Below are 19,806 nucleotides of genomic sequence, written 5' to 3' on the forward strand. Positions count from 1 at the left end.
ATGGATTGTCGGGTGGCATGACATGGGTGTTCACCGCCGATGATCTTGACGGAATTCAGGTCGGCTATCAGGCCGCCTCGCTTTGTTTTTGATCTTGATCTTGATCTTGATCTGCCCCGTCGGAAGGCCGAGCGCAGGTTCTGCGCAGTGGGCAACCCGGCAGGGATGCCGGGTTAGCCGCCCCCGGCCATGGATGGCCGATGGCGGCGGGCCCACGGAGCAGGACCGGAGCGAGGGCATGGCGAGCCTTGGCGAGCCACCGTACGTCAGGGGCGCTGGCGCTTGGTTACTTGGCGCTTTTCCAAGTAACCCGCTGTAAGAGCGGAACCCATAGCCGCCGTTACCGCAGAAACGGATATGTACCAGCACCGTCCGCCGGGGACATTCCCCATCGTCAAGAATGTCAGTCCCACTCAAGCATTTTCTCAAACGAACAGCCTCAGGATTAATCCGAAGTATTTTTTGGCGGCGCAGCTAAGATTCACAGACGGTGAACCTTATTCCTGGATTTCCGGTCGATACCTGCAACCCGACCCGGTTTGCCGCCGCCCTCGATCGACGAGGGTGATGACTGGCTTGCTTCACTTTCTGGAGAACGCCCCCGTGATTTCGACTCTACACATCGCCAGGCTCAAAGCATGGGGCGCCCATGGTTTTACCGCCACTGGCGTGGTCACTGCCTTCCTCGCAACCCTCGCCCTGCTGGAAAACCAGCCCACCAACTGCCTGCTGTGGCTGGGCGTCGCCCTGATCGTCGACGGGCTGGACGGTGCGTTGGCGCGCAAGGTCAATGTCCAGTCGGTACTGCCGAGTTTCGACGGTTCGATCCTCGATCTGGTGATCGATTACCTCACGTATGTGTTCATCCCGGCGCTGTTCATCTATCGCTACATTCCATTGCCGGACTACACGTTGCTGCTGACCGTGTCGCTGATTCTGGTCTCGTCGCTGTTTTGCTTCTGCAACGTCAATATGAAAAGCAAGGACAACTACTTCCAGGGCTTCCCCGCGGCCTGGAACGTGGTTGCGCTATGCCTGTACATCATCGCACCGTCGCCGTGGATCACCCTGCTCACCGTCATCGGCCTGGCACTGCTGACCGTGACCCGGATGAAATTCCTGCACCCGTTCCGCGTGCGCAAGTTCATGCCGATCAACATTGCCGTGACCGCCATCTGGTTGCTGTGCAGCTTGTCGCTGGTGATCAACCACCCGGTGATCAACCCGATGGTCATGGGGCTTTGGCTGCTGATGTCGGCCTACTTTCTGGGGATCTGCATCTGGCGTACGGCGCTGGAGTGGTTTGACGGGTCGCGGCTCCGGTAAGTCGCCATGCCCATTCATATCGTGCGACTCGGTTCACCTCGCCTGCCCGATGAAGGCCTGCGTTTAGGCACGGTGCGCCGCCCGCCTCGGGGTGTGCCGAAAGCCGAGTTTGCCAGCCGTGATTTTTATGATGTGTGGCAGCCGCTGTTGTCGCCCAGTGCTGAACTGGTTGCAGAAGCAAAAGCCGCAGAAGACGAAAAAGCCTGGGAGGCTTTTCGGCGCAAGTTCAAGGCTGAAATGAATCATCCTGCCGCCAGCCAGCTGCTCGATTTGTTGGCGGCCCTCTCCCATCAAACCTCGATGGCCATCGGGTGCTATTGCGAGGTTGAAGCGCACTGCCATCGCTCCGTATTGCGCGAACTGCTAAAGGCACGCGGCGCCAAAGTGGTATAGGCCGCGCGAACGCCAAATGCCCCCTGTGCCCACCTGACGGACAGGACGTCGAACATGGTCAATACTTGAAGGATTGAATGCCTGTCGAATGCCCGCGCACCGGGCGGCAATGTCCAGGCTGTTGCAACGGGACCATCACCTGCTCGTTCACCCACGGGAGGTTTGTCATGTCTGAGCAATCACGTTTCATGCTGGTCGCCTCGCCCCTGATGGAACACAGCCCCGCCTTCGACCGGGCCGCGGCGCTGGCCAAGGCCGAAGACGCGGCGCTGCACATTGTGGCGTTCGATTATCTGGAAGGCCTGGCGACCGCCAGCCTGGTCAACGAAAAAGCGCTGGAGCAAATGCGCCTGGGCTATGTCGATCGACACCGGCAATGGCTTGAGGAACAGGCCCGGCCGTTGCGCAAGATCGGCGTGAAGGTCACCACCGAAGTGACGTGGGTCGAACGTCCGCTGGAAGAAATACTGATTCACCTCAAAGAACAACCGATGGACGTGCTGATCAAGGCGCTGGAGCCGCATTCGATGCTCTCAAGGCTGATGTTCACGCCTCTTGATGTGCATCTGCTGCGTGAGTGCCCGGTGCCGCTGCATTTCGTCAGCCATGCCGTGCATGCCCTGCCCCGCAGGATTGTTGCGGCGGTCGATCCTTTTCATCGGGATGATCAGTACAAAAGCTTCAACGACCGGATCCTTCACGAAGCGTTGAAACTGGCGAGCGTCTGCGATGCCGAACTGGACGTGGTCTACGCCTACGACCTGTCATCCATCAGCGCCGACGAATTCGGCTTCGACAATGGCTCTGCGTTTTTCTCTTCGGCCAAGGCCAGAACCGTATTCGACTATCAGGAGGAAGCCTTCCACGAGCTGGTCGAACGTAACGGCATCGCGCCGGAGCAACGGCACATGATCATGGGCAACCCGGCCAAGGTGTTGACCCGCTATGCCGATGCCTTCGACGTCGACGTGCTTGTCATGGGCCGGATCGGCCATCGTGGCCTCGGGCGGCTGATCGGCAGCACGGTGGAGCACCTGCTGTACAAAATGCCGTGCAGTGTCTGGGTGGTGTACACCGAGCGGCTGGATGAGTAATCAATCGACCAGACACCCCACATCCCTGTGGGAGCGGGCGTGCTCGCGAAGGCGGTCTTTCAGTCGACAATGATGTTGCCTGACACTCCGCCTTCGCGAGCACGCCCGCTCCCACAAGGGGTTTTGCGTGGACCGGTCAACGCCTTGTGATCACCACCTCAAGGTATTCACTCGGCACCACCAGCGACTTGTCTCCCGCCCGGTTCATGTGGTTTATCAGCTCGGTCAGATCCCCTTCAAGGGCTGTGGCACCTTCCGGTGGCAGCGCCGCGAACGCCTTGTGGACCGGGCCGTACCAGGTGCGGAACGTGTCGATGAAATGCGCCGCCGAGCGGTAACGAAAGTTGAAGAACCGCCGGGTCACCTGGAGCAGGAAATCCCGCTCATCGAAGTGCGCATGCAACCAGGCCTCGGTGCCCCAGTTCGAGGGCGGTTGAGCCCCTGGCGGTGGCGGCAGATGGCGGCCGAGGGTTTTGAACATCTGGCCGACAAAGCCTTCGGGCGTCCAGTTGGCCAGGCCGATCCGGCCACCGGGGCGACAGACCCGTGCCAGTTCCGCAGCAGCCTTTGCCTGGTCCGGTGTAAACATCACACCGAAAGTCGAAAGCACGGCATCGAAACTGCCATCCTCGAAAGGCAATGCCTCGGCGTCGGCCACTTGAAAAGTGACCTCCAGGCGTTCGGCCCGGGCCCGGTCTTCGCCACGCTCAAGCAGGGCAGCGACATAGTCGGTTGAGGTGACGTGAGCGCCACGGCGCGCGGCTGCCAGCGTCGCATTGCCGTTACCGGCGGCGACGTCGAGCACGCGTTCATCGCAAAGCAGGTCGCAGGCTTCGGCCAACTGCTCGCCGACAATCTGCAAGGTGGTGCCGATCACGGCATAGTCGCCGCTGGCCCAGGAGGCCATCTGGCGGTTTTTCAGGGCAGTGAGATCAATGGGTGTACTCATTAAATCCGCTCCGATACAGGGTGGAACATCCCCGGCTCATTCTGCCGTGGTGGGATCGATGATGGATGTGACCCGGGAAATGCTGTTGGCCGGGAAACCGCTCTGCCTGGCGTGTTCCCTGATCAACTCTTCGCTGGGCGAAATGTACACGCAGTAGAGCTTGTCGCCGGTGACATAGCTCTGCTGCCACTGCACCTCCGGCAAATCGCGCAACGCCCTGCAGGACTTTTGCGAAGCCGCTTTCAAATCCCTTTCTGACAGTGTTCCAGCACCCGGAATCTCGCGTTCAATGACGAACTTCGGCATGGCAACCTCTCATTCTTGTTATTGATGACAGGGTCGGCAGACCCTGTGTGACCACTATCGCGCTGCTGGCCGGGGGCGTCCTGCCCGATCGTCGGCCAACACTGTCCGATCGTCCGGAGGTTTTGCGTTGCGCCGCGACAGGCTCACAATCAAAAGCTGCCCGCCCACAGGGGAAAACCACCATGGACGCCCTGTCCCAGACCCTGCGCGTCGTCCGCCTGGTCGGCGCAATTTTCATCAACGCCAGGTTCACCGCGCCCTGGTGCTACCAGTCGCCGAGCGCCGATACGGCAGCGCCGTTCCTGGAGCCCGGCGCCGAACGCGTGGTGATCTTTCACTTGATCACCGAAGGCGAGTGTTTTGTCGAACTCGGCGATGATCCGCCCCTTCTCTTAACGGCCGGTGATGTGGTGGTGTTCCCTCAGGGAGACGCGCACCGCATGAGCTCGGCACCCGGCCTCAAACCGGCAACAGGGGCGCGGCTGGACGTGGTGCTGTCACGGCGTCCGCGGCAGTTGAGCTACGGCGGTGGCGGCACAGTCACGCGGCTGGTGTGCGGCTATCTGGCGTGCGACACGCGGTTGGCGGGCATGTTGCTGACCGGGTTGCCGGCCGTGGTGCGGGTCAATGTGCGGGATTCAAATGCCGGCATGTGGCTGGAATCGTCGGTTCGTTACGCACTGACTGAAGCACGCTCGCCGAGGCCCGGCGGCGAAGGGGTTCTGGCCAAACTCGCCGAGGTGCTGTTCATCGAGGTGCTGCGCCTGTACATGCACGAACAGGGCGAAGGACGAACGGGATGGCTGGCGGGCGTGGGTGACCGGATCGTTGGCGCCGCCCTCAACGCGTTGCACAAAAAACCCTGTCATGCCTGGACACTGGATGAACTGGCGCGCACCGCCGGCACGTCAAGATCGGTGTTGGCCGAACGCTTTCAACAATTGGTGGGCATTTCACCGATGCAGTACCTGACGCAATGGCGGATGCTGCTGGCGGCGAACCTGTTACGCAGCAGTAACAGCTCATTGTTGCGCATCGCCGAAGAGGTCGGCTACCAGACCGACACAGCCTTCAGCCGAGCATTTCGTCGTGAGTTCGGCGCGCCGCCCGCGGCATGGCGACGAGGTCAGACGGCTTCGCGGAGCCACCTCGGGATTGCCGGGACGTCGTGAATCGGCTCTTATGGGCCACCGACTTTTGAAAGGATTCAACCATGACACCCCAACTGGACTGGCTCGCCGCCCATCCGCAGCACAGCGACACCTTCGCGGCCTGGATTCATCGGCAATTCCACTACGAATACGCCGACCAACCCCTGACCGACTGGCAACAGGAGTTTGCCGAAGGCCAACTGAACGGCCACTGGAAATGCCTGATTGCGCTGGAGGGGAATCAATTGAAGGGTGGCGCAGCTTTGGCCAGAGCGGATCTGGCCCATCGCCCGGATCTGGGGCCGTGGCTGGCCTGCGTCTTCATCACGCCTGAAGCGCGCGGGAAGGGTCTGGCGGAGCGATTGATCGAGGGGATCTGCGAGGAAGCGAGGGCCAGCGGTGTGACGAGGATTTATCTGCACACCCAGGATAAACGCGACTATTACGCCAAGCGTGGCTGGACGGCGCTGGAATCTTTTCGGGCGTGGGACAAAGAACAATGGCTCATGGTGCGAGACCTGTGAGCCATTGATGTTCAGGCTTACGCCGCGGGTGCAGTGGCGGCCTTGGCGTCTGCCTTGGCCTCTTCCAGCAACTGTTGGATCATCTTCTCCTGAGTCTCGTAGCGCCCTTCACCGAAGTGGGTGAAACGCACCTGACCCTTGGCATCGATCAGGTAGTGAGCGGGCCAGTACTGGTTGTCGAAGTTGCGCCAGATCGCGTAGTTGTTGTCGATGGCCACCGGGTAGGTGATACCGAGCTTCTTCACTTGATCCTTGACGTTGCCGATGATGCGTTCGAAGCCGTACTCCGGGGTATGGACGCCGATCACCACCAGGCCATCCTTCTCGTATTTCTTCGCCCAGTCTTTCACGTAAGGCAGGGTGTGCTGGCAGTTGATGCAGTCGTAGGTCCAGAAGTCCACCAGCACCACCTTGCCTTTGAGCGAGTCATTGGTCAGGGCTGGCGAGTTGATCCATTCGACGGCGCCGGACAGCGACGGCATGGCGCCTTGGGCGTTATCCATGGTCGTGTCGGCCTTGACCTTGCTGACCAGGTAATCCACCACTTTCGGTACGCTTTCCAACACACCTTTCTCCAGGGTACTGACGCCTTCGGACGAGGTGCCAGCGAGCAGAGTCTTGTCGGCGCCGGTGGAAATCACCACCGCGGCGGCCAGTACCGCAACCCCGGCCCCCTTACGCAACCAACCGGTGACCGGAATCGATGCTTTCAAGCGATTGACCAGGCCGCGACCGGCGAAAATCAGGGTGCCCAGGGACAACGCGCTGCCCAGGCCGTACGCCACCAGCAACAGACTGGTTTGCGCATTGGCGCCTTGCAGCATCGCACCAGTGAGGATCACCCCGAGGATCGGCCCGGCGCACGGTGCCCAGAGCAGACCTGTCGCGACACCGATCATCACCGACCCCAAAGGCCCGGACATTTTCCGGGTTTCCGGGTCGAGGCGGTTGCCCAGCAGGACCAACGGGCGAGCCAGCCAGCCACCGACCCGTGCAGATATCAGCGACAGGGCGAACAGACCCATCACGACCAGAGCCACATGACGACCGGTGTTGTTGGCTTGTACCACCCATTCGCTGCTGACCACGGCCAGGCTGGAGATCAGGGCGAAAGTCAGGACCATGCCGCCGAGGGTGAGCAGGATCGACGAGCGAGTGCGGTCAACGCCGGCGAACAGAAACGGTACGACCGGGAGGATGCAGGGGCTGAGGACGGTCAATATGCCGCCCAGGAAAGCGATGAGAAACATGAGAATCACCTTGAAATGATGGAGGGCGACGCACCACCCATGACCTGTGGGAGCAGGCTTGCCCGCTCGCACATGGGATCAGGGGTGACGACTGAAACACTGTCCGGCCTCAGGCCGTCTGCTCATCCAGCAACTGACCTTGTGGCGTGCGGCTGCTGCCGTTCTCGGCCAACAACTGCCCTTGCGGTGTACGGCTGGAGCCATCCTGTGCCAGGAAGGCGTTGGCGCCCTGCTCGTTCACCGGGGTCAGCTGGAAGCAGGTGCTGCTGCCGCAGGTGCTTTGTTCAACGGCGGTGTTGGCGTGGGCGGCGGCGCCGGCAAGGGCGAAGGCGGCGGCGGTCAAGTAGCGGGTTACGTTTTTCATGATGGTTTTCCTGTATCGAAGGGGATTGGCAATCGGTCAACAAAGGACTCAGTTGTCTGAGTCGCAGTCAGCAAATTTGCGGTAGTCCAGGACCTGGGTCTTGTTCTGGGAATCCAGGTAAGTCAGCTGGGCGTCCACAATCCCGCAGGAATTCGAGGCATCCTGTTTCAGCGACACCACTTTCTTGATGTCCAGGTGCGTGCCGTAGGAGTAGGTCTTGGCGGTAACGTCTGCTTCGGCACGGGCCGACAGGGTGCAGATGTTCAGGGCGGCAAACAGGCAAGCGGCGTAGATGGCTTTGGTATTCATGGTGGTTTCCTCAAGGCTTCAATAAGTGGGTCGTTCAATTGAGCCGAGGCGGTTGGGTTTGCCTCGATGGAACCTATTAGAAGCCTGCGAGGTATCTCGTCTGTGTCGAAAACCGGCGCCTGTAAATCGGTACGTATCAAAGGGGCCTGCGGATACACAGCGATACAAACCCACTGAAATCCAGCGTTTTTGCGTCTGCGTGTATCCGCCGATACACCAGATACACTGCAATACAAAAGGTGGCGGGCGAATGGGCAAAGGCTCGATAGACTGTGCGTCATCCCCCATTTTCAGAGGCTTGGTCCCATGGAACACGTCGATCACATTCTCATCGTGGACGATGACCGCGAGATTCGAGAGCTGGTAGGCAACTACCTGAAGAAGAACGGCCTGCGCACCACCGTTGTCGCTGACGGCCGGCAGATGCGCGCGTTCCTGGAGTCCACGCCGGTGGACCTGATCGTGCTCGACATCATGATGCCGGGCGACGATGGCCTGATGCTGTGCCGCGAGATCCGCGCCGGCAAGCACAAGGCCACCCCGGTATTGATGCTCACCGCCCGCAACGATGAAACCGACCGCATCATCGGCCTCGAAATGGGCGCCGACGACTATCTGGTCAAGCCGTTCGCCGCCCGTGAATTGCTGGCGCGGATCAACGCGGTGTTGCGCCGTACGCGGATGCTGCCGCCGAACCTGGTGGTCACCGAAAGCGGGCGCCTGCTGGCCTTCGGTCGCTGGCGCCTCGACACCTCCGCCCGCCACTTGCTCGATGACGACGGCACCATGGTCGCCCTCAGCGGCGCGGAGTATCGGTTGCTGCGGGTATTCCTCGACCATCCTCAGCGCGTGCTCAATCGTGACCAGTTGCTGAACCTGACCCAGGGCCGCGACGCTGACCTGTTCGACCGCTCCATCGACTTGCTGGTCAGCCGCTTGCGTCAGCGCTTGCTCGACGATGCACGGGAACCGGCCTACATCAAGACCGTGCGCAGTGAGGGCTATGTGTTTTCCCTGCCGGTCGAAGTCCTCGGTGCGCCATCATGAAATACTCTCTGCGCTGGCCTCGCACCCTCGCCTCGCGGCTGTCGCTGATCTTTCTGATCGGTCTGATTCTGGCGCAGGCACTGTCGTTCGGCGCGCAGTATTACGAGCGTTACGAAAGCTCGAAAAACACCATGCTCGGCAATCTGGAAACCGACGTTTCCACCTCCATTGCCATCCTCGACCGCTTGCCGGCCGAAGAACGCATGAGTTGGTTGAAACAGCTGAATCGCCGTAACTACCGCTACTTGCTGAATGAAGGCTCGCCGGGTACGGCCATGAGCGACACGCCGATTGCAATGACGTCGATCAAGGACGCCATCGGCAAGGACTACCCAATGACCATGACCGACATTCCCGGCCCGGTAAAACACTTCCAGGTCCATCTGAAACTGGCCGATGGCAGCCCGGTGACCATCGACGTGATCCCGACGATGGTGCCGCTGTCGCCCTGGTTGCCCATCGTTCTGCTGGGCCAACTGTTGCTGATGATCCTCTGCACCTGGCTGGCCGTGCGAATCGCCATCCGCCCCCTCACCCGCCTCGCGCAGGCGGTAGAAACGCTGGACCCCAATACCCACGCCGTGCACCTGGATGAAAAAGGCCCGACCGAAGTCGCCCATGCCGCCATGGCCTTCAACGCCATGCAGGCGCGCATCGCGGCCTATCTGAAAGAACGCATGCAACTGCTGGCAGCGATTTCCCACGACCTGCAAACGCCGATCACGCGCATGAAACTGCGCGCCGAACTCATGGACGACTGCAGCGAAAAAGACAAACTGTGGAACGATCTCGGCGAAATGGAGCACCTGGTGCGTGAAGGTGTGGCCTATGCCCGCAGCGTCCATGGCGCCACCGAAGAGAACCGCCGCACCGATCTGGATTCGTTCCTCGACAGCCTGGTGTTCGACTATCAGGACGTGGGCAAAGACGTACAGCTCAGTGGAAAAAGTGAAGCGGTCATTGATATCCGGCCGCATGCATTGCGACGTGTGCTGGTGAACCTCACGGACAACGCGCTCAAATTCGCTGGCGCGGCTGAATTGCGGGTGGAGTCGAAACCCGGCGGCAGTTTGTCGTTGAAGGTGATGGATCGCGGCCCCGGGATTGCCGAAGAAGAACTGGCCCACGTGATGGAGCCGTTCTACCGCGTGGAAAACTCGCGTAACCGCAGCACCGGCGGGACCGGCCTGGGCCTGGCGATTGCCCAGCAACTGGCACTGGCCATCGGCGGCTCCCTGACCTTGAGCAACCGCGAGGGCGGCGGTTTGTGTGCAGAGTTGAAGTTGCCGACTCGACCTGTCAGTCAGTAAACAGACACAAGGGCGAAGGAAAGCCTTTATATTGTCGGGCGCAGTCGGTGAATCGCCGCTGTGCTGTACTCGGCAGTACCTCATCATTGATATGGACATTGGCTAATGGATGAAAACAGAAGACCCATCAAGACGCGTTCTGCGGGATGGGCCAAACGCATCACCGACACGTTGGTGAAAAGAGACCTCTCCCCCAATCAGATCTCCGTGGCCAGCATCGCCTTCGCGCTCGTTGGCATCGTGGCGCTCAACATCGATAACGGCATTGCCGGCTCAATCCTCTGCGCAATCGGCATTCAGCTGCGCCTGCTGTGCAACCTCTTCGACGGAATGGTCGCGATTGAAGGCGGCAAGAAATCCGACATCGGCAGCCTCTACAACGAATTCCCCGACCGGATTGCCGACAGCCTGCTGATTGTCGGGCTGGGATATGCCATCGGCTATCCGGACCTTGGCTGGTTTGCCGCGCTGGCCGCGGCGCTGACGGCGTATGTCAGGGTGTTTGGCGGTTCGATCGGTCTCAAGCAGAGTTTCATCGGCCCGATGGCCAAGCAACACCGGATGGCGGTGATGACGGCGGGGCTTTTGCTGAACGCTGTCGAAGCGAGCGTTTATGGCAGTCATTACGTGCTGTTGATTGCGCTGGCCATCATCGCCATCGGCTCCGTTGCTACCTGCGTCACGCGCACGCTGGACATTTCCAAGCAGCTCAAAGGTGCCGCCCATGTGGATCAGTAATGCGTTGATTTCGGTGCTTCGTTTTCTCATCGGCGTCACGGCGAGGTGGGAAAGCCCGCCGGATCTTTCACGCCAGCGCATCTATTTCGCCAATCACACCAGCCACATGGACACCCTCGCCATCATCGCCGCCCTGCCCCCCGAAGCCCGGGTGAATGTGAAGCCGGTGGCCGCCGCCGATTACTGGGGAAAGAACCGGTTTCTGTCGTACATCTCGCAGAAAGGCTTGAATGCGGTCCTGATCGAACGTAACCCGGCGCCCGGTGTGAACGTGCTGGAGCCGATTTTCGATGTGGTGCGCGCCGGCCATTCGATCATCATCTTCCCGGAAGGCACGCGGTCCAGCCAGGCATTGCCCGGTGAGTTCAAATCGGGCCTGTACCGGTTGAGCGAGGCCTTCCCCGATGTCGACCTGGTGCCCATCTACCTGGAAAACCTGCATCGCTCCATGCCCAAAGGCAAACACGTTCCGCTGCCGATTATCTGCACGATCCGCATCGGCAATCCGCTGGAGAGGGTTGCCGGCGAGGAAAAACAGGTGTTCCTGGAGCGGGCGCGTGACGCCATTGTGAGGCTGTCGAAATGAGTCTTGAAGCAAAGTTCTTGTGGTTCTTTTTTGCGATCGCCTGCCTGCTGGCCGTGGCTTCGCTCATCGGCCGACTGCTGGCCCGACGGGCCAAAACGGAAAGCTCGATCTCGACCATCGAAAACCTCAACCAGCGCGTGAATGCCTGGTGGGGGATGGTGATCATCTTCTTCGTTTCCTACCAGTTGGGCGGTAACGCAACGGTCATCCTGTTTGGCTTCATTTCGCTGTTTGCGCTGCGGGAATTCATTACCCTGACACCCACCACCCGGGGCGATCACAACGCACTGTTCTCGGCATTTTTCATCCTGATTCCGCTGCAATACGTGCTGATCGGCACCCATTGGTATTCGATGTTCACGCTGCTGATTCCGGTGTACGCGTTCCTGCTGCTGCCAGCGATTGCGGTGCTGAGCCAGGACACCGAAGGCTTTCTGGAAAGAACCGCGAAGATCCAGTGGGGCGTGATGATTTGCATCTATTGCATCAGCCACGCGCCTGCGCTGTTGTTGCTCGACCTGGAAGGTTTCCAGGGCCAGAACGCGTTGCTGCTGTTCTATCTGGTGTTCGTCGTTCAGTTGAGTGACGTGTTGCAATACGTCTTCGGGAAGCTCTTCGGCAAGCACAAGGTTGCGCCGCTGGTGAGTCCGTCGAAAACCGTGGAAGGCCTGGTAGGTGGCGGTTTGTCTGCCACGCTGATTGGCGGCTGCATGTTCTGGATGACGCCGTTCAGTTTCTGGCAGTCGCTGATGATGTCATTCGTCATCGTGGTGATGGGTTTCCTCGGCGGGCTGGTGATGTCGGCGATCAAGCGCAGCCTCAGCGCCAAGGATTGGGGCACCATGATCAAGGGCCACGGCGGCATGCTCGACCGGATGGACTCGATCTGCTTCGCGGCGCCGATCTTCTTTCACCTGACGCGGTATTTCTTTTCGGCCCAGTAAATAACGGGCATTCCCCATTCCCTGTGGGAGCGGGCTTGCCCGCTCCCACAGGGTTATCGGGTGCTTGGAGGATTGTGTTTGGTCAGGCAATTACGCCAACCACCCCTTCTCCCTGCATCTGCCGCAACAACGCCGTCCCGCTGTCGATGAAGTCCTGCGATCCGGTGGTTCCTGCCTCGACGGCCAATCCCTCCAGCTGCGCGCGCCCGTTCAGTTCGGGAAACTCTCCAATGCGTTGCAACAACCGCCACGCCAAGGGGCTCAGCGCGGAAAACTTCACACTCCAGTCCTCAACCCGCCGCACCAGCAGCAACGTCGGCTCGGCCGGTACAGCGTCCGGTTGATAATCCGGTCCGACCAAGTGCACCGGCCAGGCATACGCCAACGGCCAGGCCAGCGGCGAAATCCGCAACGGTCGATCCAGCAGCGCCCCGGCGTCGCTCGCCGGTAACGGCTCGGCCTCCGACTGCTGCAACGCCATCTCGACCCACTCGTAATGCGCCAGCTCCACCATGAAAGGCGGCCACGGCCCGTCGTTCAACGCCGGCGGCTGTGCGGCGAGAAACTCGACAAATTCCTGGGCGATCTCACCGAATTTCGGCGTGTGCGCGCGGTAGTCCCGCAGGAAGATCCGCATCAGCGAACGCCAGTGCTCATCACCCAGAATCTTGATCAACACCGGAAAAGTGCCGCTGAGCAGCATCGACAGGTTGTTGAAAATCAAGTCGCGGTAAACCTGCGCCCGCGCCACATCCATCCCGGCCGGTGGCGCGCAGCGTTCCGGGTCGCGCAGGTAAAGACCCAGGGTGTTCTGCTGTTGAAACAGGGTGGGTTTATCCACGGTTCATCCCCTTGGCCTGCAAGCGGCGGATGGTTCGCAATTCGGCGACCAATTCAGAGAACGCAGGGAAATTGAAATCCCGCTCCAGCAACGTCGGTTGCGCGCCGAACCGGGCATAGGCCTCGGCCAGCAACGACCAGACCACTGGCTTCACCGAGGCGCCATGGGTGTCGATTTTCAAGGTATCGGACTCATCGAAATGCCCGGCTATGTGCATCGCCACCACCCGCCCCGAATCGATGCCGGCCAGAAAGGTCTGCGGATCGAAACCGTGGTTGATCGAGTTGACGTACACATTGTTGACGTCCAGCAACAGGTCGCAATCGGCTTCGCGCAGCACCGCATTGGTGAACGTCAGCTCGTCCATGTCTTGCTGTGGCGCGGCGTAGTAAGAGACATTTTCCACCGCCAGGCGCCGACCGAGGATGTCTTGGGACTGGCGAATGCGCGCGGCGACGTGATGCACCGCTTCTTCGGTAAAGGGCAGCGGCAACAGGTCGTAAAGGTGGCCGTCATCGCTGCAGTAGCTCAGGTGTTCGCTGTACAGCGGCACGTTGTATTGATCAAGAAAACCCCGGACTTCCTGCAAAAACCCGACGTCCAGCGGCGCCGGCCCGCCCAGTGACAGCGACAGACCGTGGCAGGACAGCGGATACCGCTCGGCCAGGGCGCGCAATGCCGCGCCATGGGCACCACCGATGCCGATCCAGTTCTCCGGCGCGACTTCCAGGAAGTCGAAATCGCCCACCGGGGCGGCCTGGAGGTCCTTCATTAAACCGCGCCGCAGGCCAAGTCCGACGGTGGCCTTCGTTGATGTGAGGGAAGTCTGCATGATGTCGATCTCAGGGGTTGCCAGAACAGAATCACAGTTAACCGAAGCGGTGTATCGGGCCTGTGTTCCGTTCCGGCAGAAAATCGCAGCGATTGTATCGCCGGCGGGTCTGTACACACTTCGGTACAGACCCGCCGGTGGCGTTACGCCAGGTCGTATTTCTCGCGAACCAGATGGCCAATGCCCATGCGATCCAGCACCGGCATCGGGCACAGGAACGTCACGCGCACAGTGCCCGGCAAGCGGCTGATGTCGATGGAACCGGTGATGGTCGCGCGGTTGAGTACTTCGTCATACGGCAGGCCGGTGACCGAGGCGGCGCGTTTCAGGCCGTTTTCCACCGCCACGTTAAGGTTTTCGCCACTGCCGATGAAGGTGATCGGGCCGCTCTCTTCGATGTCATGCTGACCCCAGCGCTCGCCCAGCTCACGGACTTTCTGCCGCTGCCGGGCATTCATCGGCCGGGCCATCGGCGGCAGATCGTCGAGGTTCTGCAGGAGGATCGGCCCTTCCAGGGTCAGGTTCTTGATCACTTCGACCTGCACTTCGGTTTCCCCGGAGCAGTCGGTGGCGTGCCCGGCGATTTCGCCGTTGCCCTGCTGGGCATGCATGTCGCCCATGTACACGCCGGCACCCGGGACTTTCACCGGGCAGATCAGCACGCAGCCTTCGCGGATCGAGTTGGTGTCCATGTGACCGTCGGTCTTGGCCGCGTGCAGTTCTTCGCGGGTCATGCCGAAACGGTGCGGCGCGCCGATCAGGTACTGGCCGAAATCGGCGCAGTTGTGCGAGTCCGGCAAGTCCCGCGACGGCGTGGTGCCGATGTTGCCGAGGAACGGCCGCATGTGCGCGGCGACGCCGGGAATGTCAGCGCGGGCCAGGGACAGGATCGAATGCTGGGCGGCGAATTCCGGCAGCGCCGACATTTCGGAGGCGTTGCCGGCCAGTTGATTGGCGATGTCCTGATTGACGGTCAGGCTGACCTGGTTCTGCGCATCGAACACGATCACGTAACCGTGGCTGAAACGGAACGCGCTGACCTCGGCGCCACAGTTGTTGCAGCGAATCGAATCCTCGCCGATGCCTTCGACGTGACTGGCCGGGTGTTCGGTGCCGCATTTGCTGCAGAATTTCGAAACGAACGGGTCGCCGTTGTATCGGCCTTCGACAAAACTCATCACCCCGGACGAGGTGGCCAGCGACGTGACGCGCATGCTTTTGATCTTGATCGCCACGGCATCGCCGATTTCGGCACCGGCGATGGCCACCGGTTGAGTGACTTCATGGCCGCCCTCGAAGGCTGGCGTAATCATCGGCCCCCAACAGCCCGGCGGCGTGCCGGTGATCAGGGTGCCACCGTCGGCCAATGGGCCGAGCATCGGCTGGCTCGGGCCGATGAGGCCGTTGGTGTATTGGTCGACGCGCAGGCGATCGACGGGGGTGGAATTCAGGTCGGTTTCAGGCAGGAGTATGGTCATTGTTGTCCCCTTCACGGTGTATAGGGCGCCAAGCGGCCTATGCAGTTCATCGCAGGTTTGTATCTGGGCTGTGTTCGGCAGTGGCGGGGAATGAACTGGAATGTGTCGGGGTGGTGTTTAGATACAGTGAGATACACACCCCCAATCCCCTGCGGGTTCCCACAGGGGATTGGGGGTGTCTGGAGGATGGGCTTTCGTCGCTGCGGCCGGCGGCCCACAACCACCGGACTAAACTTAGAGCACCCAGGACGCGGTTATTGTCCTGTTCATTCCCACGACCACCGCCCAGAGCTGAACGCCTCGAAAACAATGCCTCTGGACCGTGATCCTGCTGAAGGAGCACACATGATGGACGAGGCCAGACTCAACGATTTCATGGGCAAACTGGTGAACGACATGGGTGGCGCGGCCATGCTCGCCAACGTCATCCTCGGCGAAGAGCTCGGCCTGTACCGGGCCATGGCCGACAGCCAGCCAATCACCCCTGAAGCACTTGCCGACAAGACCGGCTGCAACCCCCGTCTGCTGCGCGAATGGCTCAGCGCCCACGCCGCTTCCGGCTATATGGAACACAGCGACGGCCAGTTCCGTCTGCCCGAAGAACAAGCCCTGGCCCTGGCCATCGAAGATTCGCCGGTCTACATCGCCGGTGGTGTCGGGGTGGTCGCGTCGTTTTTCCATGACAAGGACAAACTGGTCAACGCCATGCGCGGCAACGGGGCCCTGGCCTGGGGCGATCACCATCCGTGCATGTTCAGCGGCACAGAGCGATTCTTCCGCCCCGGCTACAAAGCGCACTTGATCACCGAATGGCTACCGGCCCTAGACGGCGTCGTCGCCAAACTCGAAGCGGGCGCCAAAGTCGCCGACATCGGCTGCGGCCATGGCGCCTCCACGGTGATCATGGCCCAGGCGTTCCCGGATTCGCGGTTCGTTGGCTTCGACTACCACGCCCCGTCCGTCACCGTCGCCACCCAGCGTGCTGAAGAAGGCGGCGTGGCCGGCCGGGCGCGGTTCTTCCAGGGCACGGCGAAAAGCTATCCGGGTGATGACTACGACCTGGTCTGCTATTTCGACTGCCTGCACGACATGGGCGATCCGGTGGGTGCAGCCAGGCACGCGTATGACTCGCTGAAACCCGACGGTACGGTGCTGCTGGTGGAACCGTTCGCCAATGACAAGCTCGACGACAACGTCACCCCGGTCGGCCGGTTGTTCTACGCGGCTTCGACTTTCATCTGTACGCCGAACTCCCTGTCCCAGGAAGTCGGGCTCGGGCTCGGCGCCCAGGCGGGTGAGGCGCGGCTGCGCAAAGTGTTTACCGAGGCCGGATTCAAGACATTCCGTCGAGCCACGGAAACGCCGTTCAACCTGATTCTGGAAGCGCGTAAATAAGCACCGGTGACCGCGGACTGCGAACCGATTACTGTAGGAGCTGCCGAAGGCTGCGATCTTTGGATTTTATTGGTCGATGCTGAAATCGCTGAAGATCAAAAGATCGCAGCCTTCGGCAGCGCCTGCAGGCCCCATCGGAGTGTTGAACATGCTCGACAGCCGTACCCGCGAACAACTCGACCGGCTCCAGCAGCTCATGGCCGACCAACCGTTTGTGGTCCTGACCGGTGCCGGCATCAGCACCCCGTCGGGCATTCCGGACTACCGCGACAATCAGGGCATACGGCGTGGCCGGCAGCCGATGATGTATCAGGAATTTCTCTCCGCCCCGGAATCCCGGCGCCGCTATTGGGCGCGGGCGATGCTCGGCTGGCCGCGGGTGCGCCTGGCACAACCAAATGTGGCGCACGAGGCGTTGGCCAGTCTGCAAAGCACTCGGCGGATCGGCGGATTGATTACCCAGAATGTCGACACCTTGCACGATCAGGCCGGCAGTCACGAGGTGATTGAACTGCATGGCAGCCTGCACCGGGTGTTGTGTCTGGATTGCGGGCAACGCAGCGAACGCGACTCGATCCAGCAGTTGATGGAAGCGCAGAACCCTTACCTGGCCGGTGTCGACGCGGTACAGGCGCCGGATGGCGATACCTTGCTCGACTCGGCGTTCGAGGCGCGCTTCCAGGTGCCGCAATGCCCGCATTGCGCCGGTGAACGGATGAAACCGGATGTGGTGTTTTTTGGCGAGAACGTGGCGCAACAGACGGCAGCCAACGCGATGGCGGCGGTCGAGAAAGCCGCGGGCCTGCTGGTGGTCGGGTCGTCGTTGATGGCGTATTCGGCGTTTCGTTTGTGCCGGGCAGTGGCGGATCAGGGCAAGCCGTTGCTGGCAATCAACCTGGGGAAGACACGGGCGGACGATCTCCTGGACCTGAAGATTGAAGCCTCCTGCGAACAGCTGTTGCCGCTGCTGGCTCAACGCCTCTCCACCTGACGCCACTACCCCCTGTGGGAGCCAGCCTGCTGGCGATTGGGTCAGCACATCCAGCATTCACGGTCACTGACACACCGCTATCGCCAGCAGGCTGGCTCCCACATCAGGTGGACGGTGATCAGTCCATGGAAACCCGTTGGCCCAGGTTTTCCTCCTTCAAAATATCGAACAACGCCTGCGCCGCCGCCGACAATTCAATCCCCGGCTTGGTCAACACACCAATCGCCCTTTCCACGACCGGGTCGCGTAACGTGATGCACCGCGCGCCCAACTCGCGCATCTGTCCGGCACACAACGCCGGCACCGCACTCACCCCAAGCCCGCTGGCAACCATTCTTCCGACCGTCGCCAACTGATGGCTTTCGAACTCCACCGGCAACTTCATCCCTCGCGCCTGCAAGTGCTCTTCCAGCATCACCCGTACCGTGGACGGTCGCTGCAAGGTAATGAACGGTTGTTCAAGCAACGTCTGCCAGTCGATATCGTCCCGTTCAGCAAACGCGGAATCAAACGGCACCACCGCAACGAAACGGTCGATGTACAGCGGCGTGAACGCCAGCGACGAACTCTGCGTCGGCTCAAATGCCACACCCAGCTCGACCTGCCGATCACGCACCATCTCCAGCACCTGTTCGTTGATCACATCATTCACCGTGACGTTGACCTTCGGATAGCGCGCACGAAACGTCTTGAGGATGGGCGGCAACAGGTTGCCGGCAAACGACGGCATCGCCGCCAGCGTCACCCGTCCGCGTTGCAGGGTAAAACGCTGGCGCAGCTCATCTTCGGCGTTGTCCCAGTCGGCGATCAATCGACGGGCCAACGGCACCAGCGACTCACCTTCAGCGGTCAGCGCCACATTGCGCGTGTTACGCGTAAACAGCCGTCCGCCCAGGCCCTCCTCCAGCGCCTTGATGGTCAGGCTCAGGGCCGATTGCGACAGGTGCAACCGCTCGCAGGCCACGGCAAAGCTCAGGCTCTGGGCCACGGCCAGAAAGGCGCGGATCTGCTTAACGGTCATCTGCGGTATCTCCGAGGTATTGTAGGAGCTGCCGAAGGCTGCGATCTTTTGATTTTTACTGGGCGATGCTGAAATCGCTGAAGATCAAAAGATCGAAGCCTCCGGCAGCTCCTACGGATTGGTGAGTTTTATCTATCAATCAACCTTAAAAATCAACTTAACAAATAAATCATCGAGCGAGACACTTCATCCCATACGGCTAGCCAGCCGCCCACAAAGAATAAAAGAGGTGCATATGGCAGGTTTCGACAAGCGCGTGAGTTCCTACGAGGAAGCTCTGGCAGGTCTTGAAGACGGCATGACCGTGATCGCGGGTGGCTTTGGCCTCTGCGGCATTCCGGAAAACCTGATCGCCGAGATCAAGCGCAAAGGCACCCGTGACCTCACCGTGGTCTCCAACAACTGCGGCGTCGACGGTTTCGGTCTCGGTGTCCTGCTGGAAGACCGGCAGATCCGCAAAGTAGTGGCCTCCTACGTCGGTGAGAACAAACTGTTCGAAGACCAACTGCTCAAAGGCGAAATCGAAGTCGTCCTGACCCCTCAAGGCACCCTCGCCGAAAAAATGCGCGCGGGCGGCGCCGGCATCCCGGCCTTCTTCACCGCCACCGGTGTCGGCACACCCGTTGCCGAAGGCAAGGAAGTGCGCGAGTTCCACGGTCGCAAGTACCTGATGGAAGAATCCATCACCGGTGACTTCGCCATCGTCAAAGGCTGGAAAGCCGACCATTTCGGCAACGTCATCTATCGCCACACCGCCCAGAACTTCAACCCGCTGGCGGCCACCGCCGGCAAGATCACCGTGGTCGAAGTCGAAGAAATCGTCGAACCCGGCGAGCTGGAACCGTCGCAGATCCACACCCCTGGCATCTACGTCGACCGGGTCATTTGCGGCACGTTCGAGAAGCGCATCGAACAGCGCACCGTGCGTAAGTGATCCCCTGCCCCCGGACCGAATGA

The 19,806-nt window shown here is 60.8% G+C and carries 22 protein-coding genes; 13 read left to right on the forward strand and 9 right to left on the reverse strand.

Annotation, left to right across the window (positions count from 1 at the left end):
* The first annotated feature begins 603 nt into the window (after positions 1 to 603).
* From pcsA to ACM6I5_RS19885, 3 genes are all read left to right on the forward strand, one after another.
* Entirely contained in the window at positions 604 to 1,326 is a 723-nt protein-coding gene (gene pcsA, locus ACM6I5_RS19875; RefSeq protein WP_031318729.1) for a phosphatidylcholine synthase, read from the forward strand.
* A 6-nt stretch (positions 1,327 to 1,332) separates the two neighbouring features.
* A complete protein-coding gene (locus ACM6I5_RS19880) occupies positions 1,333 to 1,719 on the forward strand; it encodes a DUF488 domain-containing protein (protein WP_017338037.1) in 387 nt (128 codons plus the stop codon).
* Positions 1,720 to 1,886: 167 nt separating this feature from the next.
* Complete coding sequence (locus tag ACM6I5_RS19885; protein ID WP_414878908.1) at positions 1,887 to 2,813, forward strand: universal stress protein; 927 nt, start codon at positions 1,887 to 1,889, stop codon at positions 2,811 to 2,813.
* Positions 2,814 to 2,949: 136 nt separating this feature from the next.
* On the opposite strand, the gene ACM6I5_RS19890 is transcribed toward ACM6I5_RS19885, so the two are convergent.
* Positions 2,950 to 3,762 (reverse strand): class I SAM-dependent methyltransferase, encoded by an 813-nt coding sequence (locus ACM6I5_RS19890; RefSeq protein ID WP_017338035.1) that lies wholly within the window; start codon positions 3,760 to 3,762, stop codon positions 2,950 to 2,952.
* A 36-nt stretch (positions 3,763 to 3,798) separates the two neighbouring features.
* On the reverse strand, positions 3,799 to 4,068 hold the full coding sequence (locus tag ACM6I5_RS19895; RefSeq protein ID WP_017338034.1) for a DUF4242 domain-containing protein: 270 nt from the start codon (positions 4,066 to 4,068) through the stop codon (positions 3,799 to 3,801).
* Between the two features lie 182 nt (positions 4,069 to 4,250).
* Between ACM6I5_RS19895 and ACM6I5_RS19900 the strand changes: the two genes are divergently transcribed.
* The gene (locus ACM6I5_RS19900) at positions 4,251 to 5,240 is read left to right on the forward strand and encodes an AraC family transcriptional regulator (RefSeq protein WP_017338033.1); all 990 of its coding nucleotides are present in this window, start codon (positions 4,251 to 4,253) and stop codon (positions 5,238 to 5,240) included.
* Positions 5,241 to 5,281: 41 nt separating this feature from the next.
* Positions 5,282 to 5,743, forward strand: a complete 462-nt coding sequence (locus ACM6I5_RS19905) for a GNAT family N-acetyltransferase (RefSeq protein WP_414884493.1) — start codon at positions 5,282 to 5,284, stop codon at positions 5,741 to 5,743.
* A 17-nt stretch (positions 5,744 to 5,760) separates the two neighbouring features.
* Here ACM6I5_RS19905 and ACM6I5_RS19910 read toward each other — a convergent pair whose 3' ends face one another.
* The 3 genes from ACM6I5_RS19910 to ACM6I5_RS19920 form a co-directional block, all read right to left on the reverse strand.
* Positions 5,761 to 6,993: a cytochrome c biogenesis protein DipZ gene (locus tag ACM6I5_RS19910; protein WP_017338031.1), complete on the reverse strand. Its 1,233-nt coding sequence runs from the start codon at positions 6,991 to 6,993 to the stop codon at positions 5,761 to 5,763.
* 109 nt (positions 6,994 to 7,102) lie between these two features.
* Positions 7,103 to 7,357, reverse strand: a complete 255-nt coding sequence (locus ACM6I5_RS19915) for a hypothetical protein (RefSeq protein ID WP_017338030.1) — start codon at positions 7,355 to 7,357, stop codon at positions 7,103 to 7,105.
* Between the two features lie 48 nt (positions 7,358 to 7,405).
* Positions 7,406 to 7,666: a DUF2790 domain-containing protein gene (locus ACM6I5_RS19920; RefSeq protein WP_017338029.1), complete on the reverse strand. Its 261-nt coding sequence runs from the start codon at positions 7,664 to 7,666 to the stop codon at positions 7,406 to 7,408.
* A gap of 306 nt (positions 7,667 to 7,972) precedes the next feature.
* On the opposite strand from ACM6I5_RS19920, the gene ACM6I5_RS19925 reads away from it, so the two are divergent.
* The 5 genes from ACM6I5_RS19925 to ACM6I5_RS19945 all read left to right on the forward strand — a co-directional run bounded on the left by ACM6I5_RS19925 (position 7,973) and on the right by ACM6I5_RS19945 (position 12,291).
* Positions 7,973 to 8,713: a response regulator gene (locus ACM6I5_RS19925; protein ID WP_017338028.1), complete on the forward strand. Its 741-nt coding sequence runs from the start codon at positions 7,973 to 7,975 to the stop codon at positions 8,711 to 8,713.
* Positions 8,710 to 10,023 (forward strand): ATP-binding protein, encoded by a 1,314-nt coding sequence (locus ACM6I5_RS19930; protein WP_017338027.1) that lies wholly within the window; start codon positions 8,710 to 8,712, stop codon positions 10,021 to 10,023. The genes ACM6I5_RS19925 and ACM6I5_RS19930 overlap by 4 nt, the downstream gene beginning before the upstream one ends.
* A 105-nt stretch (positions 10,024 to 10,128) precedes the next feature.
* Positions 10,129 to 10,761 carry a CDP-alcohol phosphatidyltransferase family protein gene (locus ACM6I5_RS19935; protein ID WP_017338026.1) on the forward strand — a complete coding sequence of 211 codons (633 nt, stop codon included), beginning with the start codon at positions 10,129 to 10,131 and terminating at the stop codon, positions 10,759 to 10,761.
* Complete coding sequence (locus tag ACM6I5_RS19940; protein WP_017338025.1) at positions 10,748 to 11,347, forward strand: lysophospholipid acyltransferase family protein; 600 nt, start codon at positions 10,748 to 10,750, stop codon at positions 11,345 to 11,347. Before ACM6I5_RS19935 ends, ACM6I5_RS19940 begins: the two co-directional genes overlap by 14 nt.
* Entirely contained in the window at positions 11,344 to 12,291 is a 948-nt protein-coding gene (locus ACM6I5_RS19945) for a phosphatidate cytidylyltransferase (protein WP_017338024.1), read from the forward strand. The genes ACM6I5_RS19940 and ACM6I5_RS19945 overlap by 4 nt, the downstream gene beginning before the upstream one ends.
* A gap of 82 nt (positions 12,292 to 12,373) precedes the next feature.
* On the opposite strand, the gene ACM6I5_RS19950 is transcribed toward ACM6I5_RS19945, so the two are convergent.
* The 3 genes from ACM6I5_RS19950 to ACM6I5_RS19960 form a co-directional block, all read right to left on the reverse strand.
* On the reverse strand, positions 12,374 to 13,132 hold the full coding sequence (locus tag ACM6I5_RS19950) for a DUF2063 domain-containing protein (protein ID WP_414884494.1): 759 nt from the start codon (positions 13,130 to 13,132) through the stop codon (positions 12,374 to 12,376).
* A complete protein-coding gene (locus ACM6I5_RS19955) occupies positions 13,125 to 13,964 on the reverse strand; it encodes a DUF692 domain-containing protein (protein WP_031318727.1) in 840 nt (279 codons plus the stop codon). The genes ACM6I5_RS19950 and ACM6I5_RS19955 overlap by 8 nt, the downstream gene beginning before the upstream one ends.
* A gap of 143 nt (positions 13,965 to 14,107) precedes the next feature.
* Positions 14,108 to 15,442 (reverse strand): acetamidase/formamidase family protein, encoded by a 1,335-nt coding sequence (locus ACM6I5_RS19960; protein ID WP_414884495.1) that lies wholly within the window; start codon positions 15,440 to 15,442, stop codon positions 14,108 to 14,110.
* Positions 15,443 to 15,790: 348 nt separating this feature from the next.
* On the opposite strand from ACM6I5_RS19960, the gene ACM6I5_RS19965 reads away from it, so the two are divergent.
* Together ACM6I5_RS19965 and ACM6I5_RS19970 are read left to right on the forward strand one after the other, a co-directional pair.
* A complete protein-coding gene (locus ACM6I5_RS19965; protein ID WP_031318726.1) occupies positions 15,791 to 16,837 on the forward strand; it encodes a class I SAM-dependent methyltransferase in 1,047 nt (348 codons plus the stop codon).
* A gap of 148 nt (positions 16,838 to 16,985) precedes the next feature.
* Positions 16,986 to 17,828, forward strand: a complete 843-nt coding sequence (locus ACM6I5_RS19970) for an NAD-dependent protein deacetylase (RefSeq protein ID WP_414884496.1) — start codon at positions 16,986 to 16,988, stop codon at positions 17,826 to 17,828.
* A gap of 118 nt (positions 17,829 to 17,946) precedes the next feature.
* Here the strand turns inward: ACM6I5_RS19970 and ACM6I5_RS19975 are convergent, their stop codons facing one another.
* Entirely contained in the window at positions 17,947 to 18,849 is a 903-nt protein-coding gene (locus ACM6I5_RS19975; protein WP_414878903.1) for a LysR substrate-binding domain-containing protein, read from the reverse strand.
* 235 nt (positions 18,850 to 19,084) lie between these two features.
* Between ACM6I5_RS19975 and ACM6I5_RS19980 the strand changes: the two genes are divergently transcribed.
* Complete coding sequence (locus ACM6I5_RS19980; RefSeq protein WP_017338017.1) at positions 19,085 to 19,783, forward strand: CoA transferase subunit A; 699 nt, start codon at positions 19,085 to 19,087, stop codon at positions 19,781 to 19,783.
* Positions 19,784 to 19,806 lie beyond the last annotated feature (23 nt).

The organism is Pseudomonas sp. IT-P171, assembly GCF_949767765.1.
Classification (GTDB): Bacteria; Pseudomonadota; Gammaproteobacteria; order Pseudomonadales; family Pseudomonadaceae; genus Aquipseudomonas; species Aquipseudomonas fluorescens_B.